The sequence below is a fragment of the Streptomyces sp. NPDC004788 genome, assembly GCF_053601115.1.
This window is the reverse complement of the sequence record NZ_JBSGBF010000030.1, coordinates 1-18,281: the sequence shown is the minus strand read 5'-3', so window position 1 is coordinate 18,281 and position 18,281 is coordinate 1. Positions and strand designations below refer to the sequence as shown.

Genomic DNA, 18,281 nt, shown 5'->3' with positions numbered 1-18,281 from the left:
GTCCCGGCCGCGGGCCGGGCACGACTGGAGGGGACAGCGACCATGCCGAGCAGAACCGCCGGGACGCGAAAGGCCGCCGCCGCGCGCGGGGGCGGCCGACCCGCCCCCGCCGCGCCGCGCGGCCGGCGCCCGGGCGGGCCGCGGGGGCTGTACGAACGGGCCCGCCGGGCCTGGGACCGGCCGCTCACCGCGTACTACGTGATCGTCGGCGCCGGACTGCTCATCACCGCGCTCGGCCTGGTGATGGTCTACTCCGCCTCGATGATCACGGCGCTCCGCTACGACCTGGTGCCCTCGTACTTCTTCCGCAAGCAGTTCTTCGCCGCCCTGATCGGCGGCGGGCTGCTCCTGGCGGCCTCCCGGATCCCGGTGAAGCTGCACCGGGCGCTGGCCTACCCGATCCTGGTCGGGGCGATCTTCCTGATGGTGCTGGTCCAGATCCCCGGGATAGGGGTCTCGGTCGGCGGCAACCAGAACTGGATCTCGCTGGGCGGCCCCTTCATGCTCCAGCCCAGCGAGTTCGGCAAGCTGGCGCTGATCCTGTGGGGCGCCGACCTGCTGGCCCGCAAGCAGGACATGAAGCTGCTGACGCAGTGGAAGCACATGCTGGTCCCGCTGGTGCCCGGAACGTTTCTGCTGCTCGGTCTGATCATGCTGGGCGGTGACATGGGCACGGCGATCATCCTCACGGCGATCCTCTTCGGCCTGCTGTGGACCGCCGGCGCGCCCACCCGGCTCTTCGTCGGCGTGCTCGGCGTCGCCGCCGCGATCGGCGCGCTCCTGATCAAGACCAGCCCGCACCGGATGGAACGCTTCGGCTGCCTCGGCGCCAGCGACCCGGGCGGTGCGGGCGACCCGTGCTGGCAGGCCGCGCACGGAATCTATGCTCTGGCCTCGGGCGGATGGTTCGGTTCCGGCCTCGGGGCGAGTGTGGAAAAATGGGGTCAACTCCCCGAAGCGCACACCGACTTCATCTTCGCCGTCACCGGGGAGGAACTGGGTCTGGCGGGGACGCTGTCGGTGCTGGCCCTGTTCGCGGCTCTAGGCTATGCGGGTATCCGCGTGGCCGGAGGCACGGAGGACCCCTTCGTCAGGTATGCCGCGGGAGGCGTGACCACCTGGATCACGGCCCAGGCCGTGATCAACATCGGTGCGGTGCTCGGTCTGCTGCCGATCGCCGGAGTCCCGCTCCCGCTGTTCTCCTACGGGGGGTCGGCCCTGCTGCCGACCATGTTCGCCGTCGGACTCCTCATCGCCTTCGCGCGACAGGAGCCCGCCGCGAAAGCGGCCCTGGCCATGCGCCGCCCCGGCTGGGGCAAGCGGGCCGGGGGGAGATGGAAGTCGATGCGACGGCGCGTCAAGAAGCGTCCGTCCGGAGAGCGGTGAATTTCGGTGCATGTCGTACTCGCCGGCGGAGGTACCGCCGGTCACATCGAGCCCGCGCTCGCCCTCGCGGATGCCCTGCGCAGGCAGGACCCCACCGTGGGCATCACGGCGCTGGGCACGGAGAAGGGCCTGGAGACCCGGCTGGTCCCCGAGCGGGGCTACGAGCTGGCGCTCATCCCCGCCGTGCCGCTGCCCCGCAAGCCCACGCCCGAGCTGATCACCGTCCCTGGACGGCTGCGCGGCACGATCAAGGCCGCCGAGCAGGTCCTGGAGCGCACCAAGGCGGACTGCGTGGTCGGCTTCGGCGGCTACGTGGCGCTGCCGGGCTATCTGGCCGCCAAGCGGCTCGGCGTGCCGATCGTGGTCCACGAGGCCAACGCCCGGCCCGGCCTGGCCAACAAGATCGGTTCGCGGTACGCGGCCGGGGTCGCCGTCGCCACCCCGGACTCCAAGCTCCGCAACGCCCGTTACATCGGCATCCCGCTGCGGCACTCCATCGCGACCCTCGACCGGGCCCGGGTCCGCCCGGAGGCGCGCGCCGCCTTCGGTCTCGACCCGAACCTGCCGACCCTGCTGGTCTCCGGCGGGTCCCAGGGCGCACGCCGGCTCAACGAGGTGATCCAGCAGATCGCCCCGGTGCTCCAGCGCTCCGGCATCCAGATCCTGCACGCGGTCGGTCCGAAGAACGAACTGCCGCGGGTCGACAACATGCCCGGAATGCCGCCGTACGTGCCGGTACCGTACGTGGACCGGATGGACCTCGCGTACGCCGCCGCCGACATGATGCTCTGCCGCGCGGGCGCGATGACCGTCGCCGAGCTCTCCGCCGTCGGACTCCCGGCCGCCTACGTCCCGCTGCCCATCGGCAACGGCGAACAGCGGCTCAACGCCCAGCCGGTGGTCAAGGCCGGCGGCGGTCTCCTCGTCGACGACGCGGAGCTGTCGCCGCAGTGGGTGCAGTCCAACGTCCTGCCCGTGCTCGCCGACCCGCACCGGCTGTACGAGATGTCCCGCGCCGCCGCCGAGTTCGGCCGCCGGGACGCCGACGACCTGCTCGTCGGCATGGTGTACGAGGCGATCGCGGCCAGGGCACGCTAGCGCGAGCGAGCCGAAGGGGCGCGCGGCTGTCGAAAGGGAGAACGCGCGCAGGCGGCGAGGAACGAGCCGCCGAGCACGATCGACCGTCGACAGGCGCACAAGCGCCCCGGAGGCGAGCCGAGCCGCAAGGAATGGAGACACGCGGTGGCAGCGAAGAGCGGGAGCAGCAGGTCCGAGGGCTCCTCGCGGCAGCCGTCCCGACCGGGCGCCCGGAACCTCCGGGTGCCCGGCCCGCGTGCCCTCCTGCTCGGCCTCGCCGGTCTCGCCCTGCTCGCCGGCGGCATCTGGGCGCTGTACGGCTCCACCTGGTTCCGGGTCGAGAAGGTGAGCACCTCCGGTACGGAGGTGCTCACCCCGGAACAGGTCGAGCGTGTCGCGGCCGTACCGCTCGGCGCGCCGCTCGTCTCCGTCGACACCGACGGCATCGAGGCGCGGCTGCGCCGGGAGCTGCCGCGGATCGACAGCGTGGACGTCGTACGGTCGTGGCCGCACGGAATCGGTCTGAAAGTGACGGAACGTCGGCCGGTCCTTCTCCTCGAAAGCGGCGGAAAGTTCGACGAAGTGGACTCCGGTGGTGTGCGGTTCGCCACCGTCGCCACCCCGCTCCGCGGCGTACCCCGGCTCCGCCTCGACGTGGCCGGCTCCCCGAGCCTGCGCCGCTTCGACGCCCGGCGGCTGCTCACCGTCGCGGTAGGCGTGACGGGCGAACTCCCGGAGAAAATCGCCCAAGACGTCCGTGTCGTCCGGATCACGTCGTTCGACTCCATCACTCTGGAGCTCGGCAAGGACCGCACCGTCTTCTGGGGCAGCGGCGAGGACGGGCCGGTCAAGGCCCGTGTTCTCACCGCGCTGATGAAAGCGACTCCCAAAGCGGGGCACTTCGATGTAAGTGCCCCCACCGCGCCCGCTTCGTCCCGGAGTTGACGCCCATCCGCCCAGGCCAGGGCCCTGGTTGGCCATGGCTACGGGTGATCACATAGGGTGAAAAGAAAAACGGGAGGTTCGGCGTGTTCGTTGAACGTGCGCCACTTGTCGACTTAGTGTCCTGTTCGGAAGAGTCCAAGGAACAGGGACACTGGTAACCCTAAACTTCAACGTTAGGGTTTGGGTCGGCGTTTCGGACCGTCCCCATCGGCATCCGTCGCCGCGACGCGCTACCACCGCGAAGCGGCGACACGTAACTCGAGGCGAGAGGCCTTCGACGTGGCAGCACCGCAGAACTACCTCGCAGTCATCAAGGTCATCGGTGTCGGCGGCGGTGGTGTCAATGCCATCAACCGAATGATCGAGGTCGGTCTCAAGGGCGTCGAGTTCATCGCCATCAACACCGACGCGCAGGCGTTGTTGATGAGCGACGCCGACGTCAAGCTCGACGTCGGCCGTGAACTCACCCGTGGCCTCGGGGCCGGGGCCAACCCGGCAGTCGGCCGCAAGGCGGCAGAGGACCACCGCGAGGAGATCGAGGAGGTCCTCAAGGGGGCCGACATGGTCTTCGTCACCGCCGGCGAGGGCGGCGGCACCGGCACCGGCGGCGCGCCCGTCGTCGCCAACATCGCGCGCTCGCTCGGCGCCCTGACGATCGGTGTGGTCACCCGCCCGTTCACCTTCGAGGGCCGCCGGCGCGCCAACCAGGCGGAGGACGGCATCGCCGAGCTCCGCGAAGAGGTCGACACCCTCATCGTCATCCCGAACGACCGGCTGCTCTCGATCTCGGACCGTCAGGTCTCCGTGCTCGACGCCTTCAAGTCGGCCGACCAGGTGCTCCTCAGCGGTGTCCAGGGCATCACCGACCTCATCACCACCCCCGGTCTGATCAACCTCGACTTCGCCGACGTCAAGTCGGTCATGTCCGAGGCCGGTTCGGCCCTCATGGGCATCGGCTCCGCCCGCGGCGACGACCGCGCGGTGGCCGCCGCCGAGATGGCGATCTCCTCGCCGCTCCTGGAGGCGTCCATCGACGGCGCCCGCGGTGTGCTGCTCTCCATCTCCGGCGGCAGCGACCTCGGCCTCTTCGAGATCAACGAGGCCGCGCAGCTGGTGAGCGAGGCCGCCCACCCGGAGGCCAACATCATCTTCGGCGCCGTCATCGACGACGCCCTCGGCGACGAGGTCCGGGTCACCGTCATCGCGGCCGGTTTCGACGGCGGTCAGCCGCCGGCCCGCCGCGACAACATCATCGGCTCGGCCTCCGCCAAGCGCGAGGAGCCCGCCCCGGCCCCGCGCCTCGCCGAGACCTCCCGCCCGCTGGGCGGCCTGGGCACGGTGACCCCGCGCGAGGAGCCGGCCGCCCCGGTCGAGCCGGCGCCGGTCAGCGAGACCCCGCTGGCACCCGTCACCCCGCCGGTGGTCCCGCCGGCCCGCCCGTACCCCGACACCCAGGCCGAAGAGCTGGATGTCCCGGACTTCCTGAAGTGACGCCTTGATAGGGCAGCGTTACGACACGAGCGGCGCGCACTTCGCCTTCACCGACCGGTGGGGCGGAGTGAGCGCCGTTCCGTACGAGGAGCTCAACCTCGGCGGCGCCGTGGGCGACGCCCCCGAGGCCGTCCGCGCCAACCGGGCGCGGGCCGCCGCCGAACTCGGGCTCGACCCGGCGCAGGTCGTCTGGATGAACCAGGTGCACGGCGCCGACGTCGCCGAGGTCGACGGACCCTGGTCCGGCACCGGTGACGCGATCCCGTCCGTGGACGCGGTCGTCACCGCCCGCCGCGGCCTCGCGCTCGCCGTGCTCACCGCGGACTGCGTGCCCGTCCTGCTCGCCGACCCCGTCGCCGGGGTCGTCGCCGCCGCCCACGCCGGGCGGCCCGGGATGGTCGCCGGGGTCGTCCCGGCGGCGGTGAAGCGGATGACCGAACTCGGCGCCGACCCCGCCCGGATCACCGCCCGCACCGGTCCCGCCGTCTGCGGGCGCTGCTACGAGGTTCCCGAGGCGATGCGCGCCGAGGTCGCCGCGGTCGAGCCGGCCGCGTACGCCGAGACGAGCTGGGGCACCCCCGCCGTCGACGTCGCCGCCGGAGTGCGCGCCCAGTTGGCGCGGCTCGGAGTGACGGACGTCGCGGACGCTGGGGTCTGCACCCTGGAGTCCGGCGACCACTACTCGTACCGCCGCGACCGCACCACGGGGCGACTCGCGGGATATGTCTGGCTTGAGCTGAGCTGAGCTGAGAAGAGATATGACGGACCGCAAGTCGGAACTCGCCGCGAACCTCGCCCGGGTGGAGGAGCGCATCGCCGCCGCGTGCGCCGCCGCCGGGCGGGAGCGGGAGGACGTGACCCTGATCGTGGTCACCAAGACCTACCCGGCGAGCGACGTGAGGCTTCTGCACGAACTCGGTGTGCGGCACGTGGCGGAGAACCGCGACCAGGACGCCGCCCCGAAGGCCGCCGCGTGCGCGGACCTCGATCTGACCTGGCACTTCGTCGGCCAGTTGCAGACGAACAAGGTCCGTTCCGTGGTGGGTTATGCCGATGTGGTGCAGTCCGTGGACCGTTTGAAGCTCGTTTCCGCCCTCTCCGTCGCCGCGCAGAAGGCGGAGCGCGAGCTCGGCTGTCTGGTCCAGGTCGCCCTCGACGCCGAGTCCGGGCACCGCGGCGACCGCGGCGGAGTGGCGCCGGACGGTGTCGAGGAGTTGGCCGCGGCGATCGACGCCGCTCCCGGACTGAGGTGCGACGGGCTGATGACCGTCGCACCGTTGGCCGGCCCGTTCGCGGGCCGGCAACAGGCCGCCTTCGAGCGGCTGATGGATTTGTCGACTCACCTGCGCACGACCCGTCCTGCTGCGAACATGGTGTCAGCAGGGATGAGTGCGGACCTCGAAGAGGCCGTGGCGGCCGGAGCGACACACGTACGCATCGGTACGGCGGTACTCGGAGTCCGCCCGAAGCTCGGGTAACGTCGCGAAGCAGGTCGGACCACAGCAGAAAATATGGTCATTCCGCCGAGGGGCGGAGGGACCCGTGGATCGCGGGCACTTGGTGACACTGCGACATTCGGTAAGGGCGATCCACCACAGAGCGGAGGATGCGGAGATATGGCCGGCGCGATGCGCAAGATGGCGGTCTACCTCGGCCTCGTGGAGGACGATGGCTACGACGGCCGGGGGTTCGACCCCGACGACGACTTCGAACCCGAGCTGGAGCCGGAGCCCGAGCGGGACCGGCGCCACCACCAGCCGCCGCGGCAGGTGGAGCGGGAGGAGCCGGTGCGCGTGGTGACGCCGCCGGCGCCCCGCGAGCCTGTCGCTCAGTCTGTGCCAGTACACGCGGAAAGCGGGCGTCCTGCCCGAATTGCCCCCGTGGCATCCATCACACCCGAACGCCCGAATCTGGAGAAGAACGCACCGGTGATCATGCCCAAGGTCGTGTCTGAGCGGGAGCCTTACCGCATCACCACGCTGCACCCGCGGACCTACAACGAGGCCCGTACCATCGGGGAACACTTCCGCGAGGGCACCCCGGTGATCATGAACCTCACGGAGATGGACGACACCGACGCGAAGCGACTTGTCGACTTTGCGGCCGGACTCGTCTTCGGTCTCCATGGCAGCATTGAGCGCGTGACGCAGAAGGTGTTCCTGTTGTCGCCTGCTAACGTCGATGTCACGGCGGAGGACAAGGCCCGCATCGCTGAGGGCGGATTCTTCAACCAGAGCTGAGAGAACGAGACCGAGAAGGCCGGTCGCCGAGGGCGGCCGGACAAGTACGAGAGCCAGGGGAGAGGGAACCGCGGGATGGGCGTCGCACTGCAGGTGGTCTACATCGCGCTGATGTGCTTCCTCGTCCTCCTGATCTTCCGGCTGGTCATGGACTACGTCTTCCAGTTCGCCCGGTCATGGCAACCCGGGAAGGCGATGGTGGTCGTCCTTGAGGCCACCTACACTGTCACCGATCCACCGCTCAAGCTGCTGCGGCGGCTCATCCCGCCGCTGCGTCTCGGGGGCGTGGCACTCGACCTGTCCTTCTTCGTTCTGATGATCATCGTCTACATCCTGATCTCCGTCGTGCGCGGTTTCGCGGGGTGAGTGAGGTGAATGTGGACGATACGGTCTTGCCGACTGCCGACGACTACGTAGAGGTGAAGAAGAGATGCCGCTGACCCCCGAGGACGTGCGGAACAAGCAGTTCACGACCGTCCGCCTTCGAGAAGGCTATGACGAGGACGAGGTCGATGCCTTCCTCGACGAGGTCGAAGCCGAACTGACCCGACTGCTCCGCGAGAACGAGGACCTGCGCGCCAAGCTGGCCGCGGCGACCCGTGCCGCCGCGCAGAACCAGCAGCAGGGCATGCGCAAGCCGCCGGAGCCGCAGGACCGTCCCGTCGGACCCGGTGCTCCCGTGCCCGCCGCCATATCCGGACCGCCGGCCCAGCAGCAGCCGCAGATGGGTCCGCCGCAGCTGCCGTCCGGTGCCCCTGCGCTTCCCGCCGGCCCGATGCAGGGTGGCCCCATGCAGGGCGGCCCCATGGGCCCCGGCCCGATGCAGGGTGGCCCGATGGGCCCCGGCCCGATGCAGGGCGGCCCCATGCAGGGCGGCCCCATGGGTCACCCGCAGCAGCAGCCGATGCAGCCGCAGGCCCCGCAGGGCCCCGGCGGCGACAGCGCCGCGCGCGTCCTCTCGCTCGCGCAGCAGACCGCCGACCAGGCGATCGCGGAGGCCCGTTCCGAGGCCAACAAGATCGTCGGCGAGGCGCGCTCGCGCGCCGAGGGCCTGGAGCGGGACGCCCGCGCCAAGGCCGACGCGCTGGAGCGGGACGCGCAGGAGAAGCACCGCGTCGCGATGGGCTCGCTCGAGTCCGCTCGCGCCACCCTCGAGCGCAAGGTCGAGGACCTGCGGGGCTTCGAGCGTGAGTACCGGACCCGCCTGAAGTCCTACCTGGAGTCCCAGCTGCGTCAGCTGGATTCCCAGGCGGACGACTCGCTGGCCCCGCCGCGCACCCCGGCGACCGCGTCCCTGCCGCCGTCCCCGTCGATGGCCCCGGCCGGCGCCGGCGCCCCGTCCTACGGTGGCAACGCGACGATGGGCGGCGCCCCGTCCTACGGCGGCCAGCAGCAGATGACCCCGGCCATGACCCAGCCCATGGCCCCGGTCCGTCCGCAGGCCCCGCAGCCGATGCAGCAGGCGCCGGCGCCGATGCGCGGGTTCCTGATCGACGAGGACGACAACTGAGGGGGCGGGTCTACGCGTGGTGAGCGCGTAAGCCGTCGTCGGCAGTCCTGAAGGGCCGGGCCCCGGGTTTCCCCGGGGCCCGGCCCTTTGGCGTGCGGGTGGGTGGTGGGGGCGGCGCGTGTTGGGTGGGGTGGGAGCGCCTGCGGCGGGCTCTTCCCCCACCCCGCCCCTTCCCGAAACCGGGGCTGCGCCCCGGACCCCCTGGGGGGAGGGAACGGGGGCGGGGCCCCCGAGCCCCCTTGGGTGCGGCAGCTCCGCGCCGCGGGGCGGTGACCGCTGTCCCCCGGGGGGCGGCGGCTTCGGGCCGCGGGGTGGTGGCCCCTGCCTCGGAGGCGCGGCGGCTTCACAACGTGGGGGCGAGGGGGCGGTGGCCTTGTGCGCGCAGGCCGCTGCCTTTGCCCCCAGGGGGCGGTAGCTTCGCGCCGCGCGGACGGTGGCTCCCGGCCCCTAGGGGCGCGGCAGCTTCGCACCGCGGGTTCGGAAGGGGCGGTAGCTTCACGCACAGGCGCCCCCGGCGCCCGGAGGCGTGGCTGCTTCGCGCCGCAAGGCCGTGGCCACCGGCCCTGCAGGTGTGGCGGCTTCGCACCGCGGGGCGAGGGGGCGGTGGCTTCGAGCCGCAGGCGGATGGCCCTGGCGCCGGGGGCGGCTTGTCGCGCAGTTGGGGGCAGTTGTCCCGCTGGGGGTCTCCCCAGGGCGAAGCCCTAGGGGGAGGGACGGGTGGGTACAACCCGCGAGGGCGGCGGCCGGGCATGGGCGGTGCGGTGTCGGACCCCGCCACGAGCGCGGTGGGCCAGGAGGCCTCGCTCTGTGGGTACGGCGAAGGGCCCGGCCCCCCACGCGGGAGGCCGGGCCCTTCGCCGTGGCCGTTACGCCTTGCGGAGGCGGAAGGTGAGGGCCAGGCCCTCGTCCTCGAACGGAGCGCCGTACGTGTCGTCGGCAGGGCCCTGCGCGTGGTCCGTTGCCAGGACCTCGTCGGCGATGAGGGCCGCGTGGGCCGTGAGGGCCTCCACCGTCTCGTCGGACGTGGACGTCCAGCGCAGCGCGATGCGGTCCGCGACGTCGAGGCCGCTGTTCTTGCGGGCCTCCTGGATCAGGCGGATCGCGTCACGGGCCAGACCCGCCTTGCGGAGCTCCGGGGTGATCTCCAGGTCGAGGGCGACCGTGGCGCCTGAGTCGGAGGCGACCGACCAGCCCTCGCGCGGGGTCTCGGTGATGATGACCTCCTCGGGGGTGAGGGCGATCGTCTCGCCGTTCACCTCCAGGGACGCCTCGCCGGAGCGGAGGGCGAGGGAGAGGGCCGCGGCGTCGGCCGCCGCCACCGCCTTCGCCACGTCCTGGACGCCCTTGCCGAAGCGCTTGCCCAGGGCGCGGAAGTTCGCCTTGGCCGTCGTGTCGACGAGCGAGCCGCCGACCTCCGACAGGGACGCCAGCGAGGAGACGTTGAGCTCCTCGGTGATCTGCGCCTGGAGCTCCTCGTTCAGGTCCGCGAAGCCCGTCGCCGCCACCAGCGCGCGCGACAGCGGCTGGCGGGTCTTCACGCCGGACTCGGCGCGGGTCGCGCGGCCGAGCTCGACCAGGCGGCGGACCAGGATCATCTGCTCGGACAGGACCGGGTCGATCAGGGCGGCGTCCGACTCCGGCCACGAGGACAGGTGGACGGACTCGGGGGCCTCGGGGGTCACCGGGACCACGAGGTCCTGCCACACCCGCTCGGTGATGAACGGGGTCAGCGGGGCCATCAGCCGCGTGACCGTCTCGACGACGTCGTGCAGCGTGCGGAGCGCGGAGGCGTCGCCCTGCCAGAAGCGGCGGCGCGAGCGGCGCACGTACCAGTTGGAGAGGTCGTCGACGAACGCCGAGAGCAGCTTGCCGGCGCGCTGGGTGTCGTACGCCTCCATCGCCTCGGTGACGCCGGCGACGAGCGTGTTCAGCTCGGACAGCAGCCACTTGTCGAGGACGCTGCGGTCGGCCGGCGCCGGGTCGGCGGCGGACGGCGCCCAGCCGGACGTACGGGCGTAGAGCGCCTGGAAGGCGACCGTGTTCCAGTACGTCAGGAGCGTCTTGCGGACGACCTCCTGGATCGTGCCGTGGCCCACCCGGCGCGCCGCCCACGGCGAGCCGCCGGCCGCCATGAACCAGCGGACCGCGTCGGCGCCGTGCTGGTCCATCAGCGGGATCGGCTGCAGGATGTTGCCGAGGTGCTTGGACATCTTGCGGCCGTCCTCGGCGAGGATGTGGCCCAGGCAGACCACGTTCTCGTACGAGGACTTGTCGAAGACCAGCGTGCCGACGGCCATCAGCGTGTAGAACCAGCCGCGGGTCTGGTCGATCGCCTCGGAGATGAACTGCGCCGGGTAGCGCTGCTCGAACAGCTCCTTGTTCTGGTACGGGTAGCCGTACTGCGCGAACGGCATCGAGCCCGAGTCGTACCAGGCGTCGATGACCTCCGGGACGCGGACGGCCTCCAGGGAGCAGCCCTCGGCCGAGCACGTGAAGGTGACGTCGTCGATGAACGGGCGGTGCGGGTCGAGGCCCGACTGGTCCGTGCCGGTCAGCTCGGTGAGTTCGGCGCGCGAGCCCACGCACGTCAGGTGGTCGTCCGCGCAGCGCCAGATCGGCAGCGGGGTGCCCCAGTAGCGGTTGCGGGAGAGCGCCCAGTCGATGTTGTTGTTCAGCCAGTCGCCGAAGCGCCCGTGCTTGACCGAGTCCGGGAACCAGTTCGTCTTCTCGTTCTCTTCGAGGAGACGGTCCTTCACGGCGGTCGTGCGGATGTACCAGGACGGCTGCGCGTAGTAGAGCAGCGCGGTGTGGCAGCGCCAGCAGTGCGGGTAGCTGTGCTCGTACGCGATGTGCTTGAAGAGCAGGCCGCGCGCGTCCAGGTCGGCGGTGAGCGCCTCGTCGGCCTTCTTGAAGAAGACGCCGCCGACCAGCGGCACGTCCTCCTCGAAGGTGCCGTCGGGGCGCACCGGGTTCACGACCGGCAGGCCGTAGGCGCGGCAGACCTTGAGGTCGTCCTCACCGAAGGCGGGGGACTGGTGGACCAGACCCGTACCGTCCTCGGTGGTCACGTACTCGGCGTTGACGACGTAGTGCGCCGGCTCCGGGAACTCGACGAGCTCGAACGGGCGCTGGTACGTCCAGCGCTCCATGTCCTTGCCGGTGAAGGACTCGCCCGTGGTCACCCAGCCCTCGCCGAGCGCCTTGTCGAGCAGCGGCTCGGCGACGACCAGCCGCTCGTCGCCGTCCGTGGCGACGACATAGGTCACCTCGGGGTGGGCGGCGACGGCCGTGTTGGACACCAGGGTCCACGGGGTGGTCGTCCAGACCAGGAGCGCGGCCTTGCCGGCGAGCGGGCCGGAGGTCAGCGGGAAGCGGACGAAGACGGACGGGTCGACGACCGTCTCGTAGCCCTGCGCCAGCTCGTGGTCCGACAGGCCGGTGCCGCAGCGCGGGCACCAGGGGGCGACGCGGTGGTCCTGGACGAGCAGGCCCTTGTCGAAGATCTGCTTGAGCGACCACCAGACCGACTCGATGTACGAGGGGTCCATGGTGCGGTACGCGTCGTCCATGTCGACCCAGTAGCCCATGCGGGTCGTCAGCTCGGCGAAGGCGTCGGTGTGGCGGGTCACCGACTCGCGGCACTTGGCGTTGAACTCGGCGATGCCGTACGCCTCGATGTCCTTCTTGCCGGAGAAGCCGAGCTCCTTCTCGACGGCGAGCTCGACCGGCAGGCCGTGGCAGTCCCAGCCGGCCTTGCGGGCCACGTGGTAGCCGCGCATGGTGCGGAACCGGGGGAAGACGTCCTTGAAGACGCGGGCCTCGATGTGGTGCGCGCCCGGCATGCCGTTGGCCGTCGGCGGGCCCTCGTAGAACACCCACTCGGGGCGTCCCTCGGACTGCTCGAGGCTCTTGGCGAAGACCTTGTTCTCGCGCCAGAAGTCGAGCACGGCGTGCTCGAGCGCGGACAGGTCTACCTGGGCGGGTACCTGGCGGTACTGCGAAGACATCGATCTTCCTCCGGCGGATGTGCCACGTTTCCGTCCGGAGGGACGAGAGCCGTGCTCCCGCGGTACCACCCTCCTTGGCCCCGGGCGCGGACGCCCTGAGCCCCCTCATTGGGGTCGCGACGCCGGGTCTAGTCGCCGCACGGTCCTCACGGTCCGGCGGCTTTCTTCCGGCAGCTCCGGGGTGATGCTTCACATCGGGCACGCCCCCGGGCTCGCACCGTCCCCGGGTCGCTCATGGCTGCGTACGACGCTACTCGTCCCCATCCAAGCCTTTCGCTCAGCCCAGTGTACGGGGCGGAGCGGACACCGGCCGACCGTATTTCGCGCGACTCCCCGTGACCCGAATGGGCAGACGGCTCGGCGCGGACTTGCGCTGCGGCCAAGTGGGGGAGCGGTGGCGCGGATAACCCGCCGTGGAGCTGGGCACAACCGAGTCAGACCCGACCGGCACGGCGCCGGGGCGGGCGGAACGGGCGGCGTGCCCCGTTGCCGCGGACCTTGGGCCGATTTATCGTCCCAGCACGATTCGCGCGCAAGATCACAAAATGTGAAGGGGCCGCGACATGGTGGCGAAGAAGACCGCCGCGAAGAAGACGGCGGCCACGAAAACGGCGGCCGAGAAGACGACGAACACGGCGAACGCGACGAACGCGACGGAGAAGGCGGTCAAGACGGCGGTCAGGACGGCGGCGAAGAAGGCTCCGGCGGCGAAGAAGGCCCCCGCCGCGAAGAAGGCGACGGCGAAGAAGACGGCGGCGAAGAAGGCGCCGGCGTCGAAGTCGGCGGCCAAGAAAGTGGCGGCGAAGAAGGCCGCCGCCAGTCGGGCCGTCGTCGACGACACTCCGGCCGCCGCGCTCGCGGCCCCCGCGAAGACCTCGGCGAAGAAGACCTCCGCCAAGAAGACCCCGGCGAAGAAGACGCCGGCGAAGAAGGCCCCGGCCGGGAAGGCCGCGACCGAGAAGACAGGAGCCAGGACGGTGGCAGCGAAGAAGACCGCGGGTGGCGTCACGACGGCCGGCGACGACGCCGCGGTGCCCCAGGCCAGGGCCGGCGAGCTCGCCGTACGCCCCGGCGAGGAGCCGTGGACCCCCGAGGAGGTCGCCGAGGCCCGCAGCGAGCTGCAGGCCGAGGCGCTGCGGCTGCGCAACGAGCTCGTCCACTCCAAGGAGGAGCTGACCGGTCTGATGCGCGACTCCGGCGACGGGGCCGGCGACGACCAGGCCGACACCGGTACGAAGAACATCACGCGCGAGCACGAGCTGGCCCTGGCCGCGAACGCCCGCGAGATGCTGGAGCAGACCGAGCACGCCCTGGAGCGGCTCGACGCGGGCACGTACGGCCTGTGCGAGGTCTGCGGCAAGCCCATCGGCAAGGCGAGGATGCAGGCCTTCCCGCGGGCCACGCTGTGCGTGGAGGACAAGCAGAAGCAGGAGCGGCGCGGCTGACGCCGGCGGAGGTGCGTGTCGTACCCTCGTGGGCATGGCAGAGGCGGACAGCGTCATCGGGGAGAGCGTCATCGGTACTCCGGATTCGGCAGGCGCCGGCGAGACCACGGCTCCCGAGGTGGAGGGGCGGCCGAAGGGCAGGCGGAGGATCGCCGCGCTCTTCGTGGTGGCCGTCCTCGCCTATCTGCTCGACCTCGGCAGCAAGATGCTCGTGGTCGAGAGGCTGGAGGGGCACGAGCCGATCAAGGTGATCGGCGACCTGCTGCGCCTGGAGGCCATCCGCAACCCCGGTGCCGCCTTCGGCATGGGCGAGGCGTTCACGATCATCTTCACGGTGATCGCGGCCGTCGTGATCGTGGTGATCGTCCGGCTGGCGCGCAAGCTCTACAGCCTGCCCTGGGCCATCGCCCTCGGCCTGCTGCTCGGCGGCGCGCTCGGCAACCTCACCGACCGGATCTTCCGCTCGCCCGGCGTCTTCGAGGGCGCGGTCGTCGACTTCATCGCGCCCGCGCACTTCGCCGTCTTCAACCTCGCCGACTCGGCGATCGTGTGCGGCGGCATCCTCATCGTCCTGCTGTCGTTCCGCGGCCTGGACCCGGACGGCACCGTCCACAAGGACTGAGTGCCGGGCCATGTCCCGGGGCAAGGCATACTCGACAGGGTGAGCACGAGTCCCGAGATCCGCACGCTGCCCGTACCCGACGGCCTGGAGGGCGAGCGCGTCGACGCCGCCATCGCCCGTATGTTCGGGTTCTCCCGTACGAAGGCGGCGGAGCTGGCCGCCGCAGGCAAGGTCCTCGTCGACGGCAGTGTCGTCGGCAAGTCCGAGCGGGTCAGCGGTGGCGCGTGGCTCGAGGTCGAGATGCCCGGCGCGCCCGCCCCGGTGCAGATCGTCGCCGAGCCCGTCGAGGGCATGGAGATCGTCCACGACGACGACGACATCGTCGTGATCATGAAGCCGGTCGGCGTGGCCGCGCACCCCAGCCCCGGCTGGACCGGCACCACCGTGATCGGCGGCCTGGCCGCCGCCGGCTACCGGATCTCCACCTCCGGCGCCGCCGAGCGCCAGGGCATCGTGCACCGCCTCGACGTCGGCACCTCCGGTCTGATGGTGGTGGCCAAGTCGGAGTACGCGTACACCTCGCTGAAGCGCCAGTTCAAGGAGCGCGTGGTCGACAAGCGCTACCACGCCCTGGTGCAGGGCCACCCGGACCCGCTGAGCGGCACCATCGACGCGCCCATCGGCCGGCACCCGAACCACGACTACAAGTGGGCCGTGACCGCCGACGGCAAGGCGTCCGTGACGCACTACGACCTGATCGAGGCGTACCGGGCCGCGTCGCTGCTCGACATCAAGCTGGAGACGGGCCGCACCCACCAGATCCGGGTGCACATGTCCGCCCACCGCCACCCCTGCGTCGGCGACCTCACCTACGGCGCCGACCCGACCATGGCCAAGCGCCTCGGCCTGACCCGGCAGTGGCTGCACGCCGTGCGGCTCGGCTTCGAGCACCCCGGCGACGGGCGGTGGGTCGAGTTCGAGAGCACCTACCCGGCCGACCTGCAGACCGCCCTCGACCGGATCGCGTCGGAGAGCCGGTGACCGCCGAGCCGGTGGCCGCCGAGGGCCGGCCGGAGGAGCCCGTCGCGTACGCGGTCCGCGAGGCCGTGCGGCGCGCCGACCGTGACGCCTGCTTCGCCGTGCGCCGCGAGGTCTTCGTCGAGGAGCAGGGCGTGCCGCAGGAGATCGAGTACGACACGTACGACGAGACCGCCGTGCACGTCCTCGCGATCCGTGCGGACGGCCTGCCGCTGGGCACCGGGCGGCTGCTCTTCGGCGCGGACGCGGTCGGCAAGACCGGCGCGGACGCCTCGGTGGGCTCCCTCGGGCGGCTCGCGGTGTCGAAGGCGGCGCGCGGCCTCGGAGTCGGCGCTGCTCTGGTGCGGGCCATCGAGGACGCGGCCCGCGAGCGCGGGCTCGCCGCCGTCGACCTGCACGCGCAGACGCAGGCGCTGGGCTTCTACGAGCGCCTGGGCTACGCGGCGTACGGGCCGGAGTTCCCGGACGCGGGGATGCCGCACCGCGCCATGCGCCGCGTTCTGTAGCGGACAGGGGGCAGCGGAGCGGGCATGACTCAGGGCCTGATCCGGTGGGACAGGCCCTGTCGGCAGGCGTCCGGGGAACGGTGTTTCCGGCCCGGGCGCGGTGATCGCTGACGTGCGGGTGGCCGCTACTTGTAGGTGTGGCACCCGGCCGGACGGTCGTAGACGGATCCGGTGCACTGGCCGCTGTGGCCCCCGCCGTTTCCGCCGTTGGTGGGCGGGCTCGGGTTCGCCATCGCGGCGGAACCGGCGCCCAGGATGCCGGCGACGGCCAGCAGAACGGCTGCCGCCTTGCGCCCCACGTGCTGTCTCAACATGACATCCTCCTGGCGAGTGGTCGGAATGTCCCTTTTATGATAGGCGCCCGATCTTCGTCGCGCTGAAGGGGACCTCCGTGGACCAGCTCGCCCTGCTGTTCCTGCTGCTGCTCGGCGCCGTGCTGACCGTCCCCCTCGGAGACCGGCTCGGACTGCCCGCACCCGTCCTGATGACCCTCGTCGGGATCGTGCTCGCGTACCTGCCCTTCGTGCCGAACGTGGACATCCCGCCCGAGTTCATCCTGCCGCTGGTGCTGCCGCCGCTCCTCTACGCCTCCGCGCAGCGCACCTCGTGGCGCCAGTTCGCGGCTAACAGGCGCCCGATCTTCCTGCTCGCCGTGGCCCTGGTCTTCGTGACCACGGCCGCCGTCGGCGCGGTCGCCGACGCGCTGGTGCCCGGCATCCCGCTGGCGGCCGCACTCGCCCTCGGCGCCCTGGTGGCGCCGCCCGACCCGGTCGCGGCCACGGCCGTGGCCGGGTCGCTCGGGCTGCCCCGGCGGCTCGTGTCGATCCTGGAGGGCGAGGGGCTCTTCAACGACGTCACCGCGATCGTGCTCTACCACGTGGCGATCACCGCGGTCGTCACCGGCAGCTTCTCCTGGCCGCGGGCGCTCGCCGAACTCGTCCTGTCGGCCGTCGTCGCCGTCGCGGTCGGCATCGCGCTCGGCTGGATCACCAACAAGCTGATCGGCGTCCTCGGCGACGCCACCCTGCAGACCGGGCTCACCCTCCTCGTGCCGTTCGTGTCGTACGTGCTCGCCGAGGAGCTGCACGGCTCCGGGGTCCTCGCCGTCCTGGTCACCGCGCTCTTCCTGGCCGAGTACGCGAGCGACGCCGACGACGTGATGGGACGGCTCGCCGGGCAGACCTTCTGGGAGGTCGTCGACACGCTCGTCACCGGCATCGCCTTCGGCCTGATCGGCCTGGAGCTGGTGCACGTCTTCGGGGTCGCCGAGGGCCGCGGCCGGCAGATGCTCGGCTGGGGCGCGGCGGTCGTCGGCGTGGTGGTCGTGGTGCGGCTGCTCTGGCTGCTGCCGGCCGCCTGGGTGGCGAAGAAGCTGCACGACCGGCGGGACTACGCCGAGGACATCCCGATGAGCTGGCGGGAGAGCGTCGTCATGTGGTGGGCCGGGATGCGCGGGGTGGCCTCGGTCGCTCTCGCGCTCGCCATCCCGCTGCGTACCGACGACGGCGCACCCTTCCCCGGCCGGGACGAGCTGGTCTTCATCGCCTTCTGCGTGATCATCGCGACCCTGGTGGTGCAGGGCCTCACGCTGCCCCGGCTGGTGAGGCTGCTCGGCGTGAAGGCCGACACGGACGCCGAACGGGCCTTCGAGCGGGACCTGGCGATCCGGGCGGCGAAGGCGGCGAAGGCGCGGCTCAAGGAGATCGAGGAGGTCGAGGAGCTGCCCGAGGAGGTGGCGGAGCGGCTGCTCCGCGGCGCCTTCGACATCGGGGCGCGGATCAGCGTGGACATGGTGGACGAGGAGCGGAGGGCCGCGTTCGCCCAGCGCGTGGACCGGCTGAAGTCGATCCACCGGATCCAGCGGGAGATGATGTCGGCCGCCCGGCACGCGGTGCTCTCGGCGCGCAGCGAGCCGGGCGCCGACCCGGAGGTGGTGGACCGGGTGCTGCGCCAGCTGGACGTGCGCAGCATGCGCTAGGTGTATTGATCACGAGCGTTGTTGACACTGGTCTGGTCTTGAACATGGCGAAGACCTCCGGTGTGGTGGGAGCTGTCTAGGAACTCACCGCCCGGA

Annotated in this window: 16 protein-coding genes; 14 read left to right on the top strand and 2 right to left on the bottom strand. The window is 71.5% G+C overall.

The window, feature by feature from the left end:
* The first annotated feature begins 42 nt into the window (after positions 1-42).
* From ftsW to ACWEJX_RS15840, 9 genes are all read left to right on the top strand, one after another.
* Positions 43-1,386 (top strand): putative lipid II flippase FtsW, encoded by a 1,344-nt coding sequence (gene ftsW / locus ACWEJX_RS15880; RefSeq protein ID WP_451608029.1) that lies wholly within the window; start codon positions 43-45, stop codon positions 1,384-1,386.
* Between the two features lie 6 nt (positions 1,387-1,392).
* Positions 1,393-2,484, top strand: a complete 1,092-nt coding sequence (gene murG, locus ACWEJX_RS15875) for an undecaprenyldiphospho-muramoylpentapeptide beta-N-acetylglucosaminyltransferase (protein ID WP_451608028.1) — start codon at positions 1,393-1,395, stop codon at positions 2,482-2,484.
* A 144-nt stretch (positions 2,485-2,628) separates the two neighbouring features.
* Positions 2,629-3,408 (top strand): cell division protein FtsQ/DivIB, encoded by a 780-nt coding sequence (locus ACWEJX_RS15870; RefSeq protein WP_451608027.1) that lies wholly within the window; start codon positions 2,629-2,631, stop codon positions 3,406-3,408.
* Positions 3,409-3,687: 279 nt separating this feature from the next.
* Positions 3,688-4,899: a cell division protein FtsZ gene (ftsZ, locus tag ACWEJX_RS15865; protein ID WP_451608026.1), complete on the top strand. Its 1,212-nt coding sequence runs from the start codon at positions 3,688-3,690 to the stop codon at positions 4,897-4,899.
* A 4-nt stretch (positions 4,900-4,903) separates the two neighbouring features.
* Positions 4,904-5,644: a peptidoglycan editing factor PgeF gene (gene pgeF / locus ACWEJX_RS15860; protein WP_451608025.1), complete on the top strand. Its 741-nt coding sequence runs from the start codon at positions 4,904-4,906 to the stop codon at positions 5,642-5,644.
* A 13-nt stretch (positions 5,645-5,657) separates the two neighbouring features.
* Complete coding sequence (locus tag ACWEJX_RS15855; protein ID WP_451608024.1) at positions 5,658-6,377, top strand: YggS family pyridoxal phosphate-dependent enzyme; 720 nt, start codon at positions 5,658-5,660, stop codon at positions 6,375-6,377.
* Between the two features lie 138 nt (positions 6,378-6,515).
* Complete coding sequence (locus ACWEJX_RS15850; protein WP_451608023.1) at positions 6,516-7,139, top strand: cell division protein SepF; 624 nt, start codon at positions 6,516-6,518, stop codon at positions 7,137-7,139.
* Between the two features lie 75 nt (positions 7,140-7,214).
* Positions 7,215-7,505 carry a YggT family protein gene (locus tag ACWEJX_RS15845; protein ID WP_451608022.1) on the top strand — a complete coding sequence of 97 codons (291 nt, stop codon included), beginning with the start codon at positions 7,215-7,217 and terminating at the stop codon, positions 7,503-7,505.
* Between the two features lie 64 nt (positions 7,506-7,569).
* Positions 7,570-8,649, top strand: a complete 1,080-nt coding sequence (locus ACWEJX_RS15840) for a DivIVA domain-containing protein (RefSeq protein ID WP_451608021.1) — start codon at positions 7,570-7,572, stop codon at positions 8,647-8,649.
* A gap of 866 nt (positions 8,650-9,515) precedes the next feature.
* Here ACWEJX_RS15840 and ileS read toward each other — a convergent pair.
* A complete protein-coding gene (gene ileS, locus ACWEJX_RS15835) occupies positions 9,516-12,656 on the bottom strand; it encodes an isoleucine--tRNA ligase (protein ID WP_451608020.1) in 3,141 nt (1,046 codons plus the stop codon).
* 563 nt (positions 12,657-13,219) lie between these two features.
* Between ileS and ACWEJX_RS15830 the strand changes: the two genes are divergently transcribed.
* From ACWEJX_RS15830 to ACWEJX_RS15815, 4 genes are read left to right on the top strand one after another with little or no spacing between them, the layout of a single operon-like run.
* The gene (locus tag ACWEJX_RS15830; protein ID WP_451608019.1) at positions 13,220-14,101 is read left to right on the top strand and encodes a TraR/DksA family transcriptional regulator; all 882 of its coding nucleotides are present in this window, start codon (positions 13,220-13,222) and stop codon (positions 14,099-14,101) included.
* A gap of 34 nt (positions 14,102-14,135) precedes the next feature.
* The gene (gene lspA, locus ACWEJX_RS15825; RefSeq protein ID WP_451608018.1) at positions 14,136-14,723 is read left to right on the top strand and encodes a signal peptidase II; all 588 of its coding nucleotides are present in this window, start codon (positions 14,136-14,138) and stop codon (positions 14,721-14,723) included.
* A gap of 39 nt (positions 14,724-14,762) precedes the next feature.
* Complete coding sequence (locus tag ACWEJX_RS15820; RefSeq protein ID WP_451608017.1) at positions 14,763-15,704, top strand: RluA family pseudouridine synthase; 942 nt, start codon at positions 14,763-14,765, stop codon at positions 15,702-15,704.
* On the top strand, positions 15,701-16,207 hold the full coding sequence (locus ACWEJX_RS15815; protein WP_451608016.1) for a GNAT family N-acetyltransferase: 507 nt from the start codon (positions 15,701-15,703) through the stop codon (positions 16,205-16,207). Before ACWEJX_RS15820 ends, ACWEJX_RS15815 begins: the two co-directional genes overlap by 4 nt.
* Before the next feature lie 125 nt (positions 16,208-16,332).
* Here ACWEJX_RS15815 and ACWEJX_RS15810 read toward each other — a convergent pair whose 3' ends face one another.
* Positions 16,333-16,521: a hypothetical protein gene (locus ACWEJX_RS15810; protein ID WP_451608015.1), complete on the bottom strand. Its 189-nt coding sequence runs from the start codon at positions 16,519-16,521 to the stop codon at positions 16,333-16,335.
* A 77-nt stretch (positions 16,522-16,598) separates the two neighbouring features.
* On the opposite strand from ACWEJX_RS15810, the gene ACWEJX_RS15805 reads away from it, so the two are divergent.
* Positions 16,599-18,185: a Na+/H+ antiporter gene (locus ACWEJX_RS15805; protein ID WP_451608014.1), complete on the top strand. Its 1,587-nt coding sequence runs from the start codon at positions 16,599-16,601 to the stop codon at positions 18,183-18,185.
* The last annotated feature ends 96 nt before the right edge of the window (positions 18,186-18,281 follow it).